This is a genomic window from Nocardia sp. NPDC050175, from assembly GCF_044459885.1.
Taxonomy (GTDB): domain Bacteria; phylum Actinomycetota; class Actinomycetes; order Mycobacteriales; family Mycobacteriaceae; genus Nocardia.
The window spans coordinates 92,245-112,575 of sequence record NZ_JBITJI010000021.1; the positions used below are offsets into that span (position 1 = coordinate 92,245).

Genomic DNA, 20,331 nt, shown 5'->3' on the forward strand with positions numbered 1-20,331 from the left:
GCTGGGTCAGCGGTCGTCGTCACGTGCCGACGGGGGATCGAAGGAGGCCCGCTGCGGTTCCGGGACACGAGTTTTCAAATCCGGCAGGCCCGCGACGATCTCGGAGAGGCTGGGCAGCTGCGATCGGGTGCGCTGGATGGGCGCGATCAACTCGTTGGCGCGCCGGGCCACCTCCATCGCGGCCTCCTGGGTGGCGTCGGTGACGGCGTCGGCGATCTCGTCGTAGTCCAGTTCGTCGATGTCGTCGGCGAAGCGGGTCTCGATCACGACACCGTCGGCGTTGACGGTGATCTGCACCCGGCCCTTGGCCGCCGTGGCGGTGGCGGTGAGTTCGACCCGCTGCCGCTGTGCCTCGGCGATCGAGCGAATATGCAGATTGACCGTGTCCAGCAGATCTGCGAGGTCACTCTTGGCTCGGCCGTTTTCCACGTCGAATTCTCCTGCTGCCGACATAATTCGGAACCCGAGATGCCTCCGCATCGATTCCCCGCTGAACGTTACCGCGCCCGATCGCGCGGAATAATCCTCAATTATCAAATACTTATGTCCGGATTACGCCGCGATTATGTCCGCGTGACTTGGGCCGTGTTGAATCTCATTGTGCGGCAACTGGGCTCAGTGCGGCGTTGCGAGGCGAGCTCGAACTACGAGGTGGAGGCTTTCTGGTGGCGAACGAACGACTGAAGGCCGACGCCGCGATGATGCTGGAAGCATTGCATGAGCAAATGCTCGGTATTGCCAAAATCCAACGCGACCGTTCCCGGCTCACCGCCACCGCCACCGCGTGCGACAAGCGGATCACCGTGACCGTCAACGCCGACGGCATTCTCATCGACACCAAGTTCGCCGACGACATCGGCGACCTGACCCACACCGAGATCGCCGAGGCGATGACCGAGGTCGTGCAGGAAGCCGCCCGGCGGGTGACCCAGCAGGTCGGCCTGCTCATGGAACCGCTGCGCGAGCGCAAGTCACAGCTGCCGAAGCTGTCCGATCTCATCGAGGACGCGCCCGACCTCGGATCCGCGATGCCGGTCGCGCCGCCCGCGTCGTTCGCGCCGCCGAACTCGCCGGAGCGGCGCTACGACGACGAGGACACCGGCTTCGGTGATGTGCACAGATTCGGCGGACGACGGTCGATGGTCAGCGGCCACGACGACTGAGTTCGCGCCGAGATGGGACTGTATCTGCCACCTGAGCTGCGCTGGCTGGGGTGGATCGCGGGCGGTGCGTGGCCGGACGGCGACGAAACCGAGGTCTGGCATGTCTCGGACGCCTTCAAGGACGCCGGCTCGGCGCTGAACAAGCTGACCCCGGAGATCGAGGACGTCAAGCGCATGACGATGTCCGCCTATCCCGAAGGAGCGGGCGGCGAGAAGATGGGCGCGCTGTTCGATCAGCTGATCACCGGCGACCAGTCGATGGAATCGCTGGCGAAGTTCATGGAGCAGATCTCCGACGCCGTCTTCGACTTCGGTACGCAGATCGAAGCCGCGAAGCTGATGACGATCGTCTCGCTCATCGCGCTGGCCATCGAAATCGCCTGGGCCTGGATGTTCCCGCCGACCGCGCCGGCCGTCGAGGCGGCCGAGACCGCGGCCACCCAATCCATCCTGCGCCGGCTGGAACTGCAACTCCAGGAACGGATCCTGGCGAAGGTGCTGTCGGTGTTCGGCGAGAAGTTCGCCAACCTCAGCAAGAGCTACCTGCTCAAGATTCTCGAGGCGATGTTCATCTCCGGTGCCATGGACGCGAGCGTGCAGCTCGGGCAGATGGCCGCCGGGCACCGAAAGCATTTCGACGGCAAGGAGTTCGGGGTCTCGGTGCTGTCCTCCGGGCTCGGTTCGCCATTCGGCCGGATCGCGGCCGACAACATCGGCAAATTCACCGGGAAGCTGCTCGGAGACAAGATCACCAACCCGTGGGTCCGGGCCGGGAACGGGGTAGTCGTCGGCGTCGGCTCCAGCCCGTTCGGCGCCGCGGTCGGCGGTCTCGGCGCGGTCATGATCACCGGCGATTGGGAGGGCACGTTCGGCAACCCGGTCAGCTGGGTCGGCGGTGCGGCGCGCGGCGGGATCTCGGGTGGCGTCAAGGGGTACGTCGGGATCCACGGATACAACAACCGGAACAGCTTCGAGGTTCCGTGGGGGTCGAACAAGGACGGGTCGGCGAACTTCACCGGGAAGGGCGGGTTCTCCTTCGATCCGGGGCACAACGGATACAACGGATCCAACGGTTCGCGCAACGGTTTCGACGGTGAGCACGCCACGAACCGGCCGGGGAACTTCGGCACGAACGGATCCCCGGGCAGCAACCGGGCGATCACCTTCGACGAGTCCGGTACAGGATCGCGCGGTGGCGGCCGTGATACGTCGCCCTCCACCTTTCCGACCCGGACCAACGAGTCGAACAATCACGGTGAATCGACGAACAGCGGAAACTCGCGTAACGGGTCGGGCGGTGGGGACAGCACCGGCGGGAACAGGTCCGAGCACAGCACGACGAACGGGCAGAACAGTTCGACGCCGGTCGGTGGGGGAGGCCGTGAAGGAAACTCGCCGCCGCTGAATACCGCTGGTGGGAACGGGAATTCGCGCGATGTGAACGGTTCGACGTCGAATCATGGCGGGTCGACGACGAACAACCAGTCCACCGGTGGTGGGCAGAATGGGCAACAGCCCGCCTCGAACCAGCCGGGCAACCCGCAGCAGCGGCCCCCGGCTGCCACGAATTCCACTGCTGGGAACGGCAATTCGTCGAACGCTGGCAGTTCGACCGAACGCGCCGAAGGTGGGGGCAGGGACACACGTACGACCTCCGGAAACGATGGCTCGGCGCAGTATCAACGCTCGCCGTCGCCGCAACCGTCTGCCGGTGACGCGCAGCCGTCGGTGCGCTCGACTACGCCCGAATCGAATGTCACTGCGGGATCGTCGCAACGGTCGTCGGGTCCGGAGTCGAATCCGGCCGGTGCGCCGCCGCAGCAGCGGGTGCCCGGTTCGGAGTCGAATCCGGCTGGTTCGCCGCCGCAGCGTGGGGCGGGTTCGGAGTCGAGCCCGGCTGGTTCGCCGCCGCAGCGTGGGGCGGGTTCGGAGTCGAGCCCGGCTGGTTCGCCGCCGCAGCGTGGGGCGGGTTCGGAGTCGAATCCGGCTGGTTCGCCGCCGCAACAGCGCGGGCCGGGCTCGGAGTCCCCGGCGGGGCCGCAGCCGCAGCAGCGTCCCTCGGTGCCGAACTCCGGTGCGGGCGACGGAACATCGTCGCAGCAACGTCCGCCGGCGAACGAGTCGAACTCGAACCCGTCGGGTCGGCCGCGTTCGTCGGTGCCGGAGCCGAATTCCACCAATGCGGGGCAGCAGCCGCCGCAACGGATCGCCGCGTCGAATTCCGGTGGGACACCGCCTGCGCCGCGTTCGTCGGCGCCGGAGTCGAACAACGTGCCCTCGTCGTCGAATGCGCGCGGCGAACACGACACGGGTGCGCCGCCGCCGCGACCCGAGCAGCAGCAGCAGCGGCTGCTGCCGCCGCCCGAGGGACAACAGCCACCGCCACGGGCGGCAACGCCGCCGGGACAGCACGACCCGAGCGGGTCGCAGGGCGCGGTGCAGACCGGCCGCGGCGGCTGGACCCACGAGGAAACCCGCCCGGGTAATCCGAACTGGATCCGCAACGAGCGGGGCGACGTCCTGGTCACCTCACCCGACGGCACCCGGCATATGGTCGACCGCGACGGGAACATCACCATCGGGCGTCCCGGTGACCCGACGGCGGTCCGCATCCGCCCCGACGGCTCCACCGAGTTCGTGCCGAACTCCGCCAACCATCCTGCGGCACAACCCGGTCCGCGGGCCGGCGGCGCGAGCGGGCCGGAGCGCGAGTTCGGTTTCGGCAGGCCCGACGGCACCCGGCACACGGTGCTGCCCGACGGCTCGGTGCAGACCAGGTCCCCGGACGGGTCGACGACGACCATCCAGCGCAACGGCGCGACGGACTTTCGCTCGGCCTCCGGCGATCGGACGCAGCGCGAGCCCGACGGCACCACTATCCACACGCCGCCGGATGGACCCACCACGGTCACCAGGCCCGACGGCAGCACGCACGTCGTACCGAACGACCGCGCGGGCTGGGAGCGCAAGGCCGACGGCTCCTTTGTCGTCACCTCACCAGACGGCACCAAGCACGTGATCGACCCCGACGGCACCATTGTGGTGAGCCGCCCCAACGATCCGCAGGCCATCCGGGTCGCCCCTGATCAATCGATCGCATTCGTCGCGCCCGACGGCTCCGGCGCGACACCGCGTCCCGAGGGTGCGGCGGGCAAGGACACCGGCGTGCGCTCGCCGTCCTTCAACCGGCCGGAGCGCATCTCGCACACCGTGCTGCCCGACGGCTCGGTGCAGACCAAGTCGCCGGACGACTGGACCACAACGGTCAAGTCCAACGGCGCAACCGAATTCACCTCGCCCACCGGCGACAAGACCATCTCGAAGCCGGATGGCACCGTGGTCGAGTCCGGGCCGGGCAAGCCGATCGTCATCACCGGCGTCGACGGGACCAAGCAGACCGCCGAGCACAACGGCGCGGTCACGGTCGAGAACCCGGACGGCACCAAGCATGTCGTGTTCGACTCCGCGAACAACCAGGGCGGCGGGCGATCGCAGCATCCCGACGGGACCGTCGTACACAGTGACCTGAAGGACACGCTGGACTTCAGCCCGCGCGATCGCCTCGGCGGCTTCCCGCAGGACGGTCCGCGCAAGCACGGCATCATCCAGATGGACCGGCCCGACGGGACCGGGTTCGAGTCGACGCCCAAGGGCAGCAAGGTGTTCGACCCCGACGGCACCACCTACGAAACGGGCTCGCGCGGATCCGTGCGCATCACCTCGCCGAACGGCGAGACCGAGGTCCGGAAGGTGACCGAGCCGATCGAACTGTCCAACGGTGGGCAGGTGGAGCGGACCTCCGGCGGCTTCCGCGTCACCCATCCGGACGGTTCGACCTCCGAAATCGGTTCGCACGGTGCGAAGGTCACCGATGCCGACGGCGTCGTGCGCGGGACTCAGCCGGACGGAACGACTTTCGTCACCGAGCCGGACGGTACCGTGCGCGAGGTACGCCCGGACGGGGCCGTGCGGGTCACCGCACCGGACGGAACCTCCTGGGGCAGTAAGCCGGACGGCACCACCTGGAAGGTCGACGAGGGCGGAAAGATCTACGTCTCCCACCCCGACGGGACCGACGCGCCGCCGCCACCTCCGCTGCGCAAGAACTCCTGGGTCGACGGCAGCGACGAAACCACCAAGACGCGCCCGCGGCGCGTGCCGGACATCGGTCCGCTGCCGGGCGCGTACCACGCGCCGCAGGCGCCGGAGCTGGACGATTGGATTCCACCGGGGTACGGCAAAGACGACGACGAGAACAATTGGGAGCCAACGGATCCCGACCTCTTCGACGATTATCAAGGGTATTGGGGTCCGGGCGGGGAGGACCACTACTACTACGACGATTCCGGCGATGGTCCCGATCGTGACTATCGTGATTCGGGCGACGATCATGATTCCGGGCAGGGCAACGACTCCGGTGGTCCGGGTGCCGGTGACGACTCGGGTCGCGATGGTGGACCGGATGGCTTCGGCGGCAACGACTACCGCGATTCCAGTGATGCGGGCGGTGCCGATGAACGGCGCGATGATTCCGTCCAAGGCGGTGGCGGCCGCGGCGATTCCGGTGCGGGCCAAGACGACTCGGCCGAGGACGACCGAACGGATCAGTCGGCCGAGCAGCAGCCGCCGCAGCCGGACCCGGCGGAGCTGGCGAACATGTTGCAGAACCTGCACGCCGCGGACGGGATGATTCCGCCTCCCGATGACGGCGGTGCGTCTGTGCCGGGGAACGAGGGCGGACAGTCGCCGGACTTCACCCGCCTTTCCGAATCTGGCGAGGGTTCGTCGCAGAATGTGCCGCCGCCACCGGACCTGTCCGGGTTGCGGGGAATGCTGAATCAGTTGGGCGAGCAGGCCGCCGGCGCTTCGGGCGAGCAAGGTGCCCAGTCCGGTACGGGGAGCAACCCCGGTTCATCGAACGATCCGCGAGGCAGTTCCGGGTTGCCGAACCCACAGGGCGACGCCCAATTGCCCGGCGCCGAGCGCAATCCGGGCACGCCGGAGACACACAATCGGCCGGATTCTTCGGGCGACCGCCCAGGTGGTCAGGGCTCTGAGGCTCGCCTGGGTGGTCAGGGCGCAGATGGCCGGGGTTCGGAGGATCGCCCAGGCGGTTCGGGTTCCGAGAGCCGCCCAGATGGTCAGAGCCCTGCCAGCAGTTCGGGCGGTCAGGGACCCGGAGGCCACGCGGGTGGCTCGGGCGCCACGGATCAGTCGCACGCTCCCGGCCCCGAGAATCGTTCGGATGCCCCGGGTTCCGGCGAGCAACCGGGCGATCCGCGTTCCGGCGAACGGCCGGGCACCGCGGGCTCCGGAGACCATCCGGGCGGCCAAGGTGCCGGTGACCGGCACGGCGGGCCGGGCGGCCAGGACGACTCGTCCAGGCCGGGAACGACGAAAATCCCAGAGCAGCACGGAAACTCGTCGCATCCGGGCGCGGCCGGGGCCCAGCAGTCGTCCACCCCGGGACGGCCGCCTATGCCGCCGCAGGACGGTCACCAGCCGGGTGGGTCCTCCGCGCCCGGTGGCACGCCGCCCCCAGGCGCCGCACCACCGCCAGGTACCCCGCCCCCCGCGGCGCAATCCGCGGCCGGAGCGAAACCGAAGCCACCACGCCGAGATCGCAAGAAGAACGACAAGCCACGAAAGACACCGAAATCAATGCTGATGCCTTCGCCGTCCGAGGCACCCGAACGAGCCGGACCCGACGAATCCGTCGATGTCCCTTTTGCTTTGGGCGCTTCGAACCAGGAACCCGAACCGGATAGCACAGCGCGATCGACCACGAGGAGAAGCGCAGATGGCTGACGAGCCCAAGAAGATCGACGACACGACCAAGACCTCGGCCAACGACTGGAAAGACCTGCATTCCAAGGCCGAAAACGGCACGTTGTCGTTCGACACCGTTAAATTCGATCCCAAGGTCGTGCTCGCAGCCGCCAATCTGTGCCACGACATGATCGGAAAACTGAAGTGGTATCAGGACTTCATCAACAATAACAAAATGGCCAGCATGGACGATTGGTCCGACGAGACGGGCGGCATCCAGCTCACGCACCGATTCAATCAAAAGGGTCAAGACGTCCTGACCGCGATGGACACCATGAAAAAAATCATGGAGGACATGGGGGACACGTTCATCATCGCGGGCAAGAAATATCGCGACGCCGACGGCAAGTCGGCCGAGGGGATCGACAAGGTGGGCGACATGGGCAAGGTCGATCCCATGAAGCCGAAGAGCGATCCGCCGAAGGAGCCGCATCTTTCGAATACCAACAGCAACCCGGACAAGCTGAAACCGCCCACCGGCGTCGATCCCGGCCAACCGATCAGCGTCGAGGACGGCAGCGGCTGGGGCTGGGATCGGTTTCACACCTTCGGCCGCTCGTTGATCGGGCACGATTGGCGGACGTATGAGGCCGGTACCCGCTACAACTGGATCAGCGGACAGCTCAGCGGAGATCTCACCGATCTGAACGGCGCACTGAAGCGCGTGACGTCCGAGATGTGGACCGGCCAGGGTGCGGACCAGGCCACCAAGGCGATTCAGCGGTTCACCGAAAGCTCGATCACCTTCTCCAACAGCCTGATCAACCTCGGCAACGATCTGCTGTACTGCTCGAAGTGGCTGAACTACACGTTTAACAAGACTCCGGAGAAGACCTGGGACGACACCTACGCTTCGGATTGTGTGAAGCGGGATCGGCTCGGCGATTACCGGGGCCGGTACAAGGACACCTATCTGCCGGGTATCGAGGGCGCGGTCGCCGCGATGCCGCTGATCGCCGTGACCGGCACCGTCGCCGCACCGCCGCCCAAGGACGACGGCAAGGGTGACAACAAGGGCGATGGCAAGGGCGACAATAAAGGTGACGGCAAGGGCGATAACAAAGGTGACGGCAAGGGCGACGACAAAAACGTCGATAAGAACAGTCCCGATTACAAAGCCGGTTATAAGGACGGTTACAAGCAGGGTCTGGAAGACGGTGGCGGTAAGGGCGACGGCAAAGGTGACGGGAACGGCGACGGCAAGGGCGACGGTAAAGGCAACGGCAACGGCAACGGCAACGGGCAAAGCTACGGCGGACCCGGCGGCGGCAGCAGCGGCAGCGGTGACTCCGGCGGCGTAGACAAGAACAGCCCCAACTACAAGGGCGGCTACGACGACGGTCACAAGCAAGGCCTTGGCGACAGCAAGGCCGGCAGCGGCGGGCAGAGCGGTGGCTCCGGTCCGGGCGGTAGCTCCGGGTCGAAAGGCGGCCCCGGTTCGAGCGGCAGCGGTTCGCCCGGTCCGAATACGCAGATCCCCGATTTGTCCAAACTCGGCGCGGGCGACGAGGAGCGCAAATCGCCCGCGCCGAGCGGCAGCGTCGGCGGGCCCGGCCTCGGTTCCAGCGGCGGACCGGGCGGCGGTTCCAGCGGCAACCCCACCGGCAAGCCCATCGGCGGACCAGGCTCCGCCTCACCCGGCCAAAAGATCAGCCCGCCGCCCATCCCGGGGCCGGGCAAGCCGGGCGGCAGCCCCGCCCCTGGCTCGCCCGAGGATCTGCTCAGCAAGCTCCTGCACGGCGAGAACCCGCTGAAGGACCTGAATCCGGAGGCGCTGAAGAAGATCGGGTCGGATCTGCTCGGTGGTCTGAGTCCGGATCTGCTGAAGAATATGAGCCCGGAAGCTTTGCAGAAGCTGGGTTCCGATCTGCTGCAAGGCTTGAGTCCGGAGGAACTCAAGAAGATGGGCTCCGACATTCTCGGCGGCCTCAGCCCAGAACAGTTGAAGCACCTCAGCCCGGAAACGCTGAAGAACCTCAGCCCGGACGTGCTGAAGAACATCAGCCCCGAAACGCTGAAGAACCTCGATCCGGAAACCCTGCGGAACCTCAGTCCGGAGACGATGCGGGATCTGGGTCGGAGCATCGCGCAGAGCCCCGGTGGCGGAGATCTGCTCAAGCTGTTGACCGACGGATTGAACGGGCTCACCACGACCATCGGCGACGTGGTCAAAACCGGGACCGAAACGCTCGCCGGCCTGGCGAACAACGGATTGCTCGGCATCCCCGGCCTCGGCGATCTCCAGCACATGGAGACGGCCAGCGGTAGCGGACTGCCCAGCGAACTCGCGACCGCGCTCAAGCACGGTGCAGGCATCCCCTCCGGACCGGGCGGACCCGGCGGGCCGGGCGGACCCGGCGGGTCGCACTCGCCGCTCACCACCCTGTCCGGCGGCCCGGCCGAGTCGTCGAAGTTGTTCCCGCGGGCGGCAATTCAGAGCATCTCCGACGGCCATCAGGTGCAGTCCGCGCAGGCCGGAGCCGCTCCGGGAGCCATGGGTCCCGGCCCTGGTCCCGGTCCCGGCCAGCAGGGCGGAGAGTACAAGCGCCCCAAGTACCTCGACTCGGTGACCAGTCTGGATAGCGCCCTCGGGCCCGACATCGAGCGGTCGAAGCCGGTGATCGAGCCGTGACGCAGCAGTGGAAGTTCACCGCGCTCGAATTCATCGTCCTGTGCGAGCAGTACCGCGACGGTTCGCTGCCGACGCCGTTCCTGTTCGTCACCGACGAGGTGGTCATGGCCGACGAGCTGGAACGGCGTAAGCGGGTGGTCCGGGCAGACTTGCAGCGCCGGCTCGGCGGCTCGTTCGACGGTGCGATCGAGGTGCTGACCGCGCCCGAACTGTTTGTGCGCGTGCGCAGTTGGGACGAGCAAGCGGAAAGCAATTTGGCCAAGCAGTACCACCTGCACGCGGCGCGGGCCGGCGCGCACGGCTACCTCTTCGAACAGGCGCCCGGCCTGATCACCTACGACACCCCGGCGTTCGCCGTCACCGAGTGCGATCCGCGCGCGCTCGCCGGCGCGGTGGTCGCCTCGCTCCCGCCGGTGGAAGCCGGTCGGCTACCGGACATTCCGGTGATCACCGACCCGGCCGAGCACGAGGTGCCGACCTGGGGCAGCAGCTATGTCCGGGACGAGCGGGAGGATTCGCCGGTCTACCAGACCCAGCAGTTCTTCCAGCGCCGTGCCGATTGCACCGGATCGATCATCGTGGTGCAGGGGCGGTCGAAGTATGGTCCGCGCGGCATCCACGAGACGAAGATGATGTGGCGCGACGTGGTCGACGACGGCCGGTACGTGATGTCGCTCGACGAAGCGCCGGTCGCGGTCGCCACCAGTCGCCGCCAACTCGCCGATCGGATCCAGCGCGATATCGACAATCTGATGCAGCGCCTCGAAACGCATTGGGAGGCCGGGCGTCCCGACGACCGATACTGACCGTACGAGCACGAAACAGGAGGCGACGCCATGTCCGCAGAACGCAGGATCGAGGTGGACACCACGCGATTGCGCGGTGCCGCGGCCAAGATGGAGGAGGTCGGCAAGAAGACCGAGGACATCATGGCTACGCTGCGGAACAACTTGCAGGCCAAGGGGTTTCCGTTCGGCACCGACGACTACGGGGACAAGTTCACCAAGGGCGACAAGGGTTACACCAAGTCCGCGGAGAACCTGCTGACCGGTGGTGACAACATGACCGATTCGGCGAAGAAGTTCAGCAAGGGCATGAACGGCGCCGCGGACAAGATGGACAACATGGATTCCGGGAATTCGTGAGGAGTGGCTGACTAGATGACCGATCCACAACCGCACACTCCGGCCGGTGCCGGTGCCGGTGCCGGTGCCGGTGCCGATTCTGCTGCCTTGCCGGATGTTTCGTTCCGGCTCGGCGGCCTCGGTCCGGCGCCTACGCCGGCCGCCCCCGATTCGCCTGCGCCGGAACCGGAACCGGAACCCGAAGCGGCCGCAGCCGAACCGACGATCGAAGACCAGGCCACCGATCTGGCCCACCGGATCGCGCAGGAGCTGGCGGTCGCCGGTCCGGAGGGCTGGCGGCGGCTGGCGGCGGTCTTCGCCCTCACCGTCGCGGGCGGGGTGCGGACCGCCGTCTACTTCGACGAGGCCGACGGGGCGGCCCGGATCGAGCCGTCGGACGAGATCATGGAACTGGTCCGATGGCAGCGTGAGGTCTCGGCCCCGCTCGGCGACGGACCCTGGTGGCGGCTGACGATGCAATTCGATGTCAGCGGCCGGTTGGAGCTCGACTACGACTACGGCGACGAGCCGTTCCCGGACGAGCATCTGCTGGTGCCCGAGGCGTATCTGGCCGATCTCGAGGCGTTTCCGCGCGAGCGGTTGCCGATGTGGCTGGCCGCCTACATCGGTCACGACGATCGGCAGTGGCGTTCGCCCCAGCAAGCCGCCGCGCAGACCCGGGCGGACCAGGAGGCCGGTGTCGCCGCGGTGCGGTCGGTGGACGATTTTCCGGTGCTGCCCGTGCTGTGGGCGCGCTGGGCGACGATCGCCGCCGCCTTCGTCGCCGTCGGTTCGGAGTGGGGTCCGCGGATCCAGCCCGCGCTCGGCGTGTTCGAGGGATCGGCGCGCAGCGGATCCACGCTGTACGTGCTGCCTGGCGGCCGGGCGATTCTGTCCGGCGGCGTGTGGAACGCTCCGGAACTGGACGCGGCCTACAACGAGGAAGCACCGCATCCGGAGCTGTACGCGGGTGCGCCGGAGTGGGTGGCCAACCAGGTGCTCAATCCGCGGGCGGCCCGCGGGCTGATGTCGTTCTGTTACTGGTGGGAGGACAACAGCTGGTATCGCGGGGACTCGCCGTCCGCGGACGTGCTCAGTCCCGCCGTGCCCGGCATCTGGACCGACGAGACCGTGGTCGACGTGGTGTGCGGCGTGCTCAGTGACCATCCGAGCGACGAATTGCGCACCGCCGCGGCGACTCTGGTGGCGGCCGCGGAGGCGGGCGTGGTCACCCGCGACACCGTGGCCGCCCTGTTCACCGACCCGAACGACGACATCGACAGTGCCCTGTATCAGCTGTCGCTGGCGGGTTTGGTGACCAGGGTTCCGGCGGCGCTCGCGCAGGATCGCGCGGTCGCGCTGGTCCGAGCGCATATCGGCGCCCAGGGCGCGGACACCGATCGATACCCCGTCGACGAGTTGGTCGCCGAGCGACTGAGCGTCGGCTGGATGGTCTTCGTGCCGACCCGCCCCGACGAGATCGCCATCGGCCGCGCCATCTTCTATGTCGCCGACGACGGCGTGGTCGAACAGTCGTCGTCCTCGGTCGCGCCGTCGCTCTATCTGGAGGGGTTCGAACAGCGATACGCACTGCGGCGGACCAGCGCGGCGGGGGACTGGGAGGTAACCAGGCCGGGTATGTGACCTGCGGCACATTCGCTTGAATGTGCCGTACCGGCATAGTCTCTGCTGGGTAGTGACTGAAATCCTTGTTGCTCGGCTGGATTCGAATGTGAGGGATTCTTTTGGCACCGCAGCGGTGTTCGGGTATTGATGGGGCGGGGCCCGGAGAACTACGACTACGCATGTTGGGGCCGGTGGAGGTGTGGCTGGGGGACCAGCAGCTCGATATCGCGGCGCCGCAGTTGCTTGCCGTGCTGGCCATGCTCGCGGCCGAACCCGCGCGCACCCTGTCGACGACGCAGTTGGCCGCGCGCCTGTGGGCTGATCAGCCGCCGAAGTCGGCACCCAGTGTGCTGCGCAATCACATACTCGCGCTGCGTCGAAAGTTCGATGCGCACGGCCATGCGGGTGCCGGGACCGAGTGGCTCGATTCGACCCGCGGTGGGTATCGGCTCGGTATCGCGGTGGAGTTCGACGTCGTCGCGGTCGAGGGACTGATCGCGGGTGCGGAAGCCGATCGTCGTTCGGGTGCTATCGACGAGGCGGACGTCAAACTTACGGCGGCGCAGCAACTGTGGCGCGGTGACCCGATGATCGGCCTGCCTGGACCGTGGGCGGAGCGAGAGCGATCCCGGCTCGGCAGGCTGCGCTTGTCCATGTACGAGGTCGCGATGGCGGTAGCGCTGGATCTCGGTCGGCATTCGGCTGCCGTCGCGGAGTTGGAGGCGCTGGTCGCGGCCGAACCGCACTCCGAGCGGTGGCACGAACTGCTGATGGTCGCGCTGCACCGCAGTGGGCGGCGGGCCGAGGCGCTCGAGGTATATCGGAACGCGCGCCGGTTGCTCGCCGACGAGCTCGGCCTCGAGCCAGGGCCCGAGCTGGTTCGACTGCATCAGCAGATCCTGTCGGCGGAGCTGCCCGCCGCCACCAACGAAATGGTCCATATCGCCTCGGAATTCGATGCGCCGCGGGTCCCGGAGCAACTGCCCTCCGACATTGCCGACTTCGTCGGACGGGAACACCTGGCCAACGAGTTGGTCGAGGTGTTGGAGGCGGACTCCGACCGCCGTCAGGTGATTGCTATCACCGGGCTCGGTGGTGTCGGAAAGACCACGTTCGCAGTGCATCTCGCGCATCGGGTACGGAAGCATTATCCGGATGGGTTGCTGCATCTCGACCTCGGCGGGATGGACGAGCATCCGCGGACGGCCGACATGCTGCTCGCGGTCGCCTTGCGCGCGTTCGGTATCGAGCCGGGCGAGCTGCCGTCGGAGCTGGCGGAGCGAACAGCACTGTGGCGCAACACCGTAGCGGGTAAGCGCATGTTGCTGGTGCTCGACAACGCACGTGACGTCGAGCATTTGACTCCCTTGCTGCCCGGCACGGGTACGGCTGCCGTGCTGGTCACCAGCCGTTCGAGTCTGGCGGAATTGTTCGGTGCGCGGCTGGTTCCGTTGGATGTGCTCACCCCGGACGAGGCGTGGACGTTGTTGGAGCACACGGTGTCTGCGCGTCGAATGTCGGCCGAACCCGAAGCGGCACAAGAGATTCTGCGTGCCTGCGGGCACCTGCCGGTCTCGCTGCGTATCGCCGGTGCGCGGCTGGCGAGCCGGCCGACCTGGCGGCTGTCCGCGGTTGCCGACCGGCTGGCCGACGAGCGCGGCAGGCTGGCCGAACTCGCGATCGGCAATACCAGTGTGGAATTGGTATTCCGGGAAAGTTACCGGCTGCTCGCGCCCGAGCTGGCGCGGGCGTTCGTTCTCGTCGCGTTCTCTGAGGCGCCCGATCTGTCGGTCGCCGCGATTGCCGCCCTGCTCGACCGGGATCGGGTCGAGGCCGAGCGGCTCTGCGAAACCCTGGTGGACCTGGGCATGTTGCAGACACCGGAGCGGGGTCGTTACCGCTATCACGACTTGTTGCGGCTGTTTGCCCGCGGGACGGCCGACCTTTCGCAGCAGCAGGAATGGCCGCGGGCGCTGTGCCGGGTGCTGGATTTCTATCTCGCCAGCGCGAAGAACATTGTGGAACTGCGTGATCCGGGCGTTGGCACCCACTACTACGCGACCACCGATTCGGCCGGGCAGCGGTTCACCGATGAGCGACAGTGTGCGGTGTGGGCGCAGGCGGAGCGATTCGGTCTGGTTGCCCTGTACCGACAGGTTGCCGACCAGGGCGATGCCCGAACCCGTACGCTCGCAGTCGATCTCGCGCTGTCACTCGCGGTGGGCGGTGACGCGGGCGCGCACCTGCCCCAGGTGGCGCAAGTGCTCGAGCTGCTGAGCCGTGCCGCCGAAGCGGACGGTGATCGGCGGACCATGGCCAGGGCGCAAGTGGCCGCCGCCGTCGCCCGGCTGGTCGGCATGGCGGATCTGAGTGCCGCGCGCACCCTTCGCAACGCCGGTGCGATTCTGTGGGAACTGGGCGACGGGGCGGGCGCCATCATCGCCGAGCAGATGCTCGGCACGGCCATGGCCTACCAGGAGAACGTGGACGTCGCCGTCGAGCACTACCGGCGCGCCATCGAGATGGGGCGGCAGCACAGCAACCAGTGGAGCGAGGGGATGAGCTGGGCGACGCTCGCCCGCGCCTACTGCAACGCCCGGCGCTGGCCGGAGGCCGTCGAAGCCGCCGAACACGCCCTCTACATCGCGCGACAGGTCGGCAGCCTCCGGCTCGAGTCGATGGCATTACACGAGTTGGGATTCGCGACGCTGCAGCGCGGCGATCCCGAGCAAGCCAAGGAACTGTGCGAGCGAGCACTCACGGTGGCCCGCCGTGACGGCCGCAGGCATCAGGAAGGCTGGGCGCTGGCCCGCCTGGCCGAGGTGACCCTCTACAGCGGCGACGCCGAGGCAGCGGTGCCGATCGCCGCCGAAGCCGTCCGCGCCCTCACCGAGGTCTCCGCCATCGTGCGCCGCCTACGCGCCATGTGGGTCTACAGCTACGCCCTCACCGCCGCAGGCTCCGCCGAAGAGGCCGAACCCATCCTCCGCAAGGTCGCCCAATCCAGCCGCCGAATCGGCCTAGCCCTCCCCGACATCCCCCCACCCCGCCGCACCGCCGTCGGCTCCGCCACCACCGCCCTCGCCCTCCGCCAATGCAAATGACGCGCGAATGCCTTGCCAGGCTTGACCTTCACCCTGGGGGCAAGGTTTAGCGTCGCGGCATGAGTGAGTCGTTGGTCGGGCGTGCGGTGGTTGTTACCGGTGGGGGGAGTGGGATCGGGCGGGCGGTGGCGCGTCAGTTTGCTGCTCGGGGAGCGGAGGTGTTGGTTACCGGGCGGACTGTGGAGACGCTCGAGGAGACTGCTGCGGGTAGTGCGGTGCAGATCGAGGTGGCTGACGTTGCTACTGCCGACGGGCGGGTTGCGATTGTCGAGTCGGCGGTTCGTAGGTTTGGGCGGATCGATGTGTTGGTGAACAATGCGGGGATCACTCGGCCTGCGCCGCTGGGGGCGATCGAACCGGAGGCTGCCGAACAGCAGTTCGCGACCAATCTTGTTGGGCCCCTTTTCTTGACGCAGTCCGCGTTGCCGCATATCGGTCGTGGCGGGATCGTTGTCAATGTCACCTCGAACTCACCGCATCGGGGGTGGCCGGGTGCTTCGGTGTATGGCGCGACCAAGGTGGCGATGGACTTCCTGACCAAGACCTGGGCGCTGGAGTTGGCCGATCGAGGTATTCGGGTCGTTTCGATCGCACCCGGTATGACCCGAACATCCATCCTCACCAATGCGGGTCTGACGCCGGAGCAACTCGAGTCGGCCAAGCAGTTCATGAGCCGCATCCCGCTCGCCCGGATCGCCGACCCCGACGAGATAGCCTGGTGGATCGTGACAGTGGCCCGTGCCGAAGCCAGTTACCTGACCGGCCAGGTGATTCGGGTCGACGGTGGTCTGAGCGCGGGATGAGGTGACGCGGCATGCGGATCGGTGATTTGGCCGCGCGGACCGGGGCAACCCGCCGTGCCCTGCGCTACTACGAGGAACACGGGCTGCTACCCGACACCCGCACCTCAAACGGATACCGGGAATACGACGAGTTAGCAGTGAACCGGGTCGAAAACATCCGCCGCATGCTCTCAGTAGGTTTCACCGCCGAAGAAATCCTCCACTTCGTCCCCTGCCTGGACGCCATGACAGACCTCGATCCGATCTGCCCGGCCAGCCTCGAAGCAATCGCCCGCAAGCTGTCCACCGTCCAGTCCACCCTCGACGAACTGACCAAAACCCGAGACCACCTCGCCGCCCTCGTGGAAGGAAGTTACGGCGAGTCCTCCGCCGGGTCACTGCGTGAAGCAGGCTGAGTCATCGGTGAATAACGCTGTCTCTCGTTGTGTGGGTGCTCGCCGCCCATCTGTGGCCGTCCCGCAGAGTGAGCACTGTTTGTATGAGGCGCACACCCGCTATAGGTGGTGTGCGCCTCACAGAGAGGGTGAGCGGTCGAAACTCGAGGTTCTCCACACCCCGGAGTTATGCACATTTGGCTGGGAGAGGGGTGTGGGAGCGGGTGCGGGCGGCAAGGATCGGGCGGGTGGAGATTCCTGCGCCGATCCGTCGGCGAGATGCCGTTATGGCCGGGTTCACAGATCACGAGTTGCGTGGGCGAGGCTGGCAGCGAGTGCACCGTGGGCTGTATGTCGAATCCGCCGACGCGGCGGGATTGACTGTCGAGCAACGTCATTGCGTGCTGACCCGTGCGGTCGTCGCGGCGGCGGCGACCTCCGTCGTAGTCACACATGTGTCGGCGGCGATCGTGCACGGGTTGCCGGTGTGGAAGATTCCGCTCGCCCGCGTACACCTGGGCCGAAACCGCCGGACCGGCGGGCGCGTCCGCCGAAAGACGGTCGTGCACTCGATGCCGATCGCACCCGACGAATGGGTTTCGGTCGATGACCTTCCGGTGACGACCGTGGCGCGCACAGTGGTCGATCTCGCCCGTACGGTGCCGTTCGAGCAGGCCGTCGTGGTCGGAGACGCGGCCTTGCGGCTCGGCACAACGACTCGAGACGAACTGTGCGAACAGCTCGAACGGGCAAAAGGGCGGACCGGTCGCCCGCAAGCGAGCCGCGTTGTCGAGTTTCTGGACGGGCGCGCCGAGAGTCCCGGTGAATCGCGTAGCCGCGTCGCGATGCGCGAGCTGAAGCTGCCCGCCCCGGAGTTGCAGGCACGCATTCTCACGCCGACGAAATCTCTGGTGGCACGAGTCGACTTCCTGTTCCCCGATCTCGGTGTCATCGGTGAATTCGACGGCGAGATCAAGTACCGCAGCGAACTCCGCGGCGCCCTGAACCCCGAGGATGTAGTCATCGCCGAGAAAATCCGCGAAGACGCCCTCCGCCGCCTCGGCTGGACCGTAGCCCGCTGGACCTGGCGCGACCTCGACACCCCTACCACCTGGCTGCCCCACCTGGCCGCAGCCGCCGAAATCGCCCGCAACACAACCAGACTCGGCACCTACCTCCCCACCGCCCGCATCTAACCGCCCCGCGACCCAGATGCTCACCCCGTCTGTAAGCCGCACACCCTCGATAGCGGGTGAGTGGCTTATGGAGAGGGTGTGAGGCTTCGTCCGGCTTGTCGGCCGCCACCGGCGAACACGTTGTCAACACCGGATCTCGGTCGATCCGAGCGCCGCGTTGGCGATGAAGGGGGCGGCGCCTGGTGCGTTGCGGGGCAGGGGGATTCGCGCTGGCCCTCACACCGGGCGGGTGGGGAGGGTGCTGGTGCTTTCGCGGATTTCGAGGGTGAAGGGGATTTGGATGTCTTGGGTGGGGAAGGATTCGGTGGCTCGGCGGCGGAGTAGGTCTACGGCTGTTTGGGCTATGGCGGATTTGTTGGGGGCGATGGTGGTTAGGGAGGGGATGCTGAAGGTGCTTTCTTCGGTGTTGTCGAAGCCGACTATCGCTAGGTCTTCGGGGATTCGTAGGCCTCGTTCGGCGGCCTTGCGCATTGCGCCCAGGGCTAGTAGGTCGTTGAAGCAGAAGATGGCGTCGGGGGGTTCTGGGAGGTCTAGTAGGTGGTTCATGGCTTCGGCGCCGTCGCGGCGGTGGTATTCGAGGGCCGTGACGATCAGTTCGCTGCGTTCGGGGATGTTGGCTTCGGCCAAGGCTTCTCGGTAGCCGGTCAGGCGGAGGGCGGCGGTGCCGCGGTGCGGGTTGTGGCCGATGGCGGCGATGCGGCGGCGGCCGATCTGGGCCAGGTGGCCTACGGCGGTTCGGGCGGCGCGGACGTTATCGATGGCTACGTGGTCGAAGGGGACGTCTACGGCGTGTTCGCCGAGTAGGACTAGGGGGACGGCGGGGGATAGTTCGGCGAAGTCGGCGGCCTCGAGTGCTTGCGGGCTGACGATGGCGCCGTCGATCAGGTATGGGCCCATCGACGCGAGGGCGGTGCGTTCCTGGCTTCTGGTGCCCTGGGTTTGTTCGATGAGGACGCCCCACTCGTGGTGGTGGGCGGCGGTGATGATCAGGCCGGTCAGCTCGGCGAAGTAGGGGATGTTGAGTTCCGGCAGGACCAGGGCGATGAATCCGGTGCGGCCGCGGCGTAGGTTGCGGGCGCCTCGGTGCGGGCGGTAGCCGGTGGCCTCCAGCGCGGCGAGCACCTTGCGCCGGTTCTCCGGTTTGACGAAGTCGTACCCGTTGACCACGTTCGACACGGTCTTGATGGAGACGCCGGCAAGGGACGCAACGTCTTTGAGGGTGGCGGCCACGGCGCTGCTCCTCCTCGCGATCGGCCAGTCCGTGGAAACCAATTCCCGACGGATTTCTCCAAACTACTTACAACGTTGTTCCAACGTTGTAAAACTCATCTGACGCCTCGCACGGCAGCGGGGATCGGGTCGCGCTCCCGCCCTCGACGGGGTGCCCTGAAGGAGTTACCGATGCCAGTCACCAAGACCACTGTCGTTGTCGTCGCGGTCGCCACCGCGGTCGGCCTCACCCTGTCCGGATGTGCGAAATCCGAGACGGACAAGACCGCACCCACCGGGTCAGGTCCCGCGGCGTCCGCGGCGGCGACCCAGCCGAGCGGGCAGTCGACCTGCACGTTAGCCCAGACCGGCTACCCGAAGATCGACCTGAAAACGGCGAAAGTCGGCTTCTCCCAATCGGAGAAGGAAGCCAACCCGTTCCGGATCACCGAAACCGCGTCGATCAAGGATCAGGCTGCCGCGCTGGGCATTCCGTCGGGCAACCTGCTCGTCACGAACGCGCAGAGCGATCTCAACAAGCAGATCAGCGACATCAAGTCGCTGCTCGATCAGGGCGTGCAGGCGCTGATCGTGGCACCGCTGAATTCCGATGGGCTGCAACCGGCGCTGGACGCGGCCAAGGCCAAGCAGGTGCCGGTGATCACCGTCGACCGCAAGGTCACCTCCCAACCCTGCACGGACTACCTGACTTTCATCGGCTCCGACTTCGTCGAGCAGGGCAAGCGGGCGGCCGATCAGATGATCCGGGTCACCGGCGGCCAGGGCAAGATCGCGATCCTGCTCGGCTCGTCCGGCAACAACGTAACCACCGACCGGACAAAGGGTTTCAAGGACAAGCTGGCCGGCACGCCGGGGCTGACGATCGTCGCCGAGCAGACCGGTGACTTCGACCGCTCCAAGGGACTGTCGGTGATGGAGCAGCTGCTGCAGAGCCACCCGGACATCACCGCCGTCTACGCCGAGAACGACGAGATGGGCATCGGTGCGGTCAACGCCATCAAGGGCGCGGGCAAGAAGCCCGGAACCGACATCAAAATCGTCTCGGTCGACGGCACGCACAATGCGGTCCAGCTCATCGTCGACGGTTCGTACAACGCGGTCGTCGAGTCGAATCCCCGCTTCGGGCCATTGGCTTTCCAGACACTGCAACAGTTCGAGGACGGCGCGGCCATCCCGGCGACCGTGATCATCTCCGATGACGAGTACGACGAAACGAACGCCGCCACGAAGGCGGCCAACTCGTATTGAGC

The 20,331-nt window shown here is 67.0% G+C and carries 13 protein-coding genes; 11 read left to right on the plus strand and 2 right to left on the minus strand.

All coding sequences use genetic code 11. The features are described from left to right. Positions 1-6: 6 nt before the first annotated feature. Complete coding sequence (locus tag ACIBK2_RS43455; protein WP_396976717.1) at positions 7-453, minus strand: YbaB/EbfC family nucleoid-associated protein; 447 nt, start codon at positions 451-453, stop codon at positions 7-9. Between the two features lie 212 nt (positions 454-665). On the opposite strand from ACIBK2_RS43455, the gene ACIBK2_RS43460 reads away from it, so the two are divergent. The 10 genes from ACIBK2_RS43460 (at position 666) to ACIBK2_RS43505 (ending at position 17,851) form a co-directional block, all read left to right on the plus strand. Then, positions 666-1,163 carry a YbaB/EbfC family nucleoid-associated protein gene (locus tag ACIBK2_RS43460; protein ID WP_396976719.1) on the plus strand — a complete coding sequence of 166 codons (498 nt, stop codon included), beginning with the start codon at positions 666-668 and terminating at the stop codon, positions 1,161-1,163. 12 nt (positions 1,164-1,175) lie between these two features. Next, a complete protein-coding gene (locus tag ACIBK2_RS43465; protein ID WP_396976721.1) occupies positions 1,176-6,971 on the plus strand; it encodes a hypothetical protein in 5,796 nt (1,931 codons plus the stop codon). Then, entirely contained in the window at positions 6,964-9,624 is a 2,661-nt protein-coding gene (locus tag ACIBK2_RS43470; protein WP_396976723.1) for a hypothetical protein, read from the plus strand. Before ACIBK2_RS43465 ends, ACIBK2_RS43470 begins: the two co-directional genes overlap by 8 nt. Then, positions 9,621-10,430, plus strand: a complete 810-nt coding sequence (locus tag ACIBK2_RS43475) for an ESX secretion-associated protein EspG (RefSeq protein ID WP_396976725.1) — start codon at positions 9,621-9,623, stop codon at positions 10,428-10,430. Before ACIBK2_RS43470 ends, ACIBK2_RS43475 begins: the two co-directional genes overlap by 4 nt. A 30-nt stretch (positions 10,431-10,460) precedes the next feature. Continuing rightward, positions 10,461-10,769, plus strand: a complete 309-nt coding sequence (locus tag ACIBK2_RS43480) for a hypothetical protein (RefSeq protein WP_396976727.1) — start codon at positions 10,461-10,463, stop codon at positions 10,767-10,769. A gap of 15 nt (positions 10,770-10,784) precedes the next feature. Further along, on the plus strand, positions 10,785-12,392 hold the full coding sequence (locus ACIBK2_RS43485) for a hypothetical protein (protein WP_396976729.1): 1,608 nt from the start codon (positions 10,785-10,787) through the stop codon (positions 12,390-12,392). A gap of 173 nt (positions 12,393-12,565) precedes the next feature. Beyond that, on the plus strand, positions 12,566-15,478 hold the full coding sequence (locus ACIBK2_RS43490) for an AfsR/SARP family transcriptional regulator (RefSeq protein ID WP_396976731.1): 2,913 nt from the start codon (positions 12,566-12,568) through the stop codon (positions 15,476-15,478). 59 nt (positions 15,479-15,537) lie between these two features. Next, positions 15,538-16,281, plus strand: coding sequence for an SDR family NAD(P)-dependent oxidoreductase (locus ACIBK2_RS43495; RefSeq protein WP_396976733.1), 744 nt, complete (start codon positions 15,538-15,540; stop codon positions 16,279-16,281). Between the two features lie 11 nt (positions 16,282-16,292). Then, positions 16,293-16,676 carry a MerR family transcriptional regulator gene (locus ACIBK2_RS43500; RefSeq protein ID WP_396976735.1) on the plus strand — a complete coding sequence of 128 codons (384 nt, stop codon included), beginning with the start codon at positions 16,293-16,295 and terminating at the stop codon, positions 16,674-16,676. Between the two features lie 266 nt (positions 16,677-16,942). Beyond that, a complete protein-coding gene (locus ACIBK2_RS43505) occupies positions 16,943-17,851 on the plus strand; it encodes a hypothetical protein (RefSeq protein ID WP_396976737.1) in 909 nt (302 codons plus the stop codon). A 216-nt stretch (positions 17,852-18,067) separates the two neighbouring features. Here the strand turns inward: ACIBK2_RS43505 and ACIBK2_RS43510 are convergent, their stop codons facing one another. Then, entirely contained in the window at positions 18,068-19,081 is a 1,014-nt protein-coding gene (locus ACIBK2_RS43510; protein WP_396976739.1) for a LacI family DNA-binding transcriptional regulator, read from the minus strand. Between the two features lie 171 nt (positions 19,082-19,252). Here ACIBK2_RS43510 and ACIBK2_RS43515 point away from each other — a divergent pair, with 171 nt between their 5' ends. Then, entirely contained in the window at positions 19,253-20,329 is a 1,077-nt protein-coding gene (locus ACIBK2_RS43515; RefSeq protein ID WP_396976741.1) for an ABC transporter substrate-binding protein, read from the plus strand. Positions 20,330-20,331 lie beyond the last annotated feature (2 nt).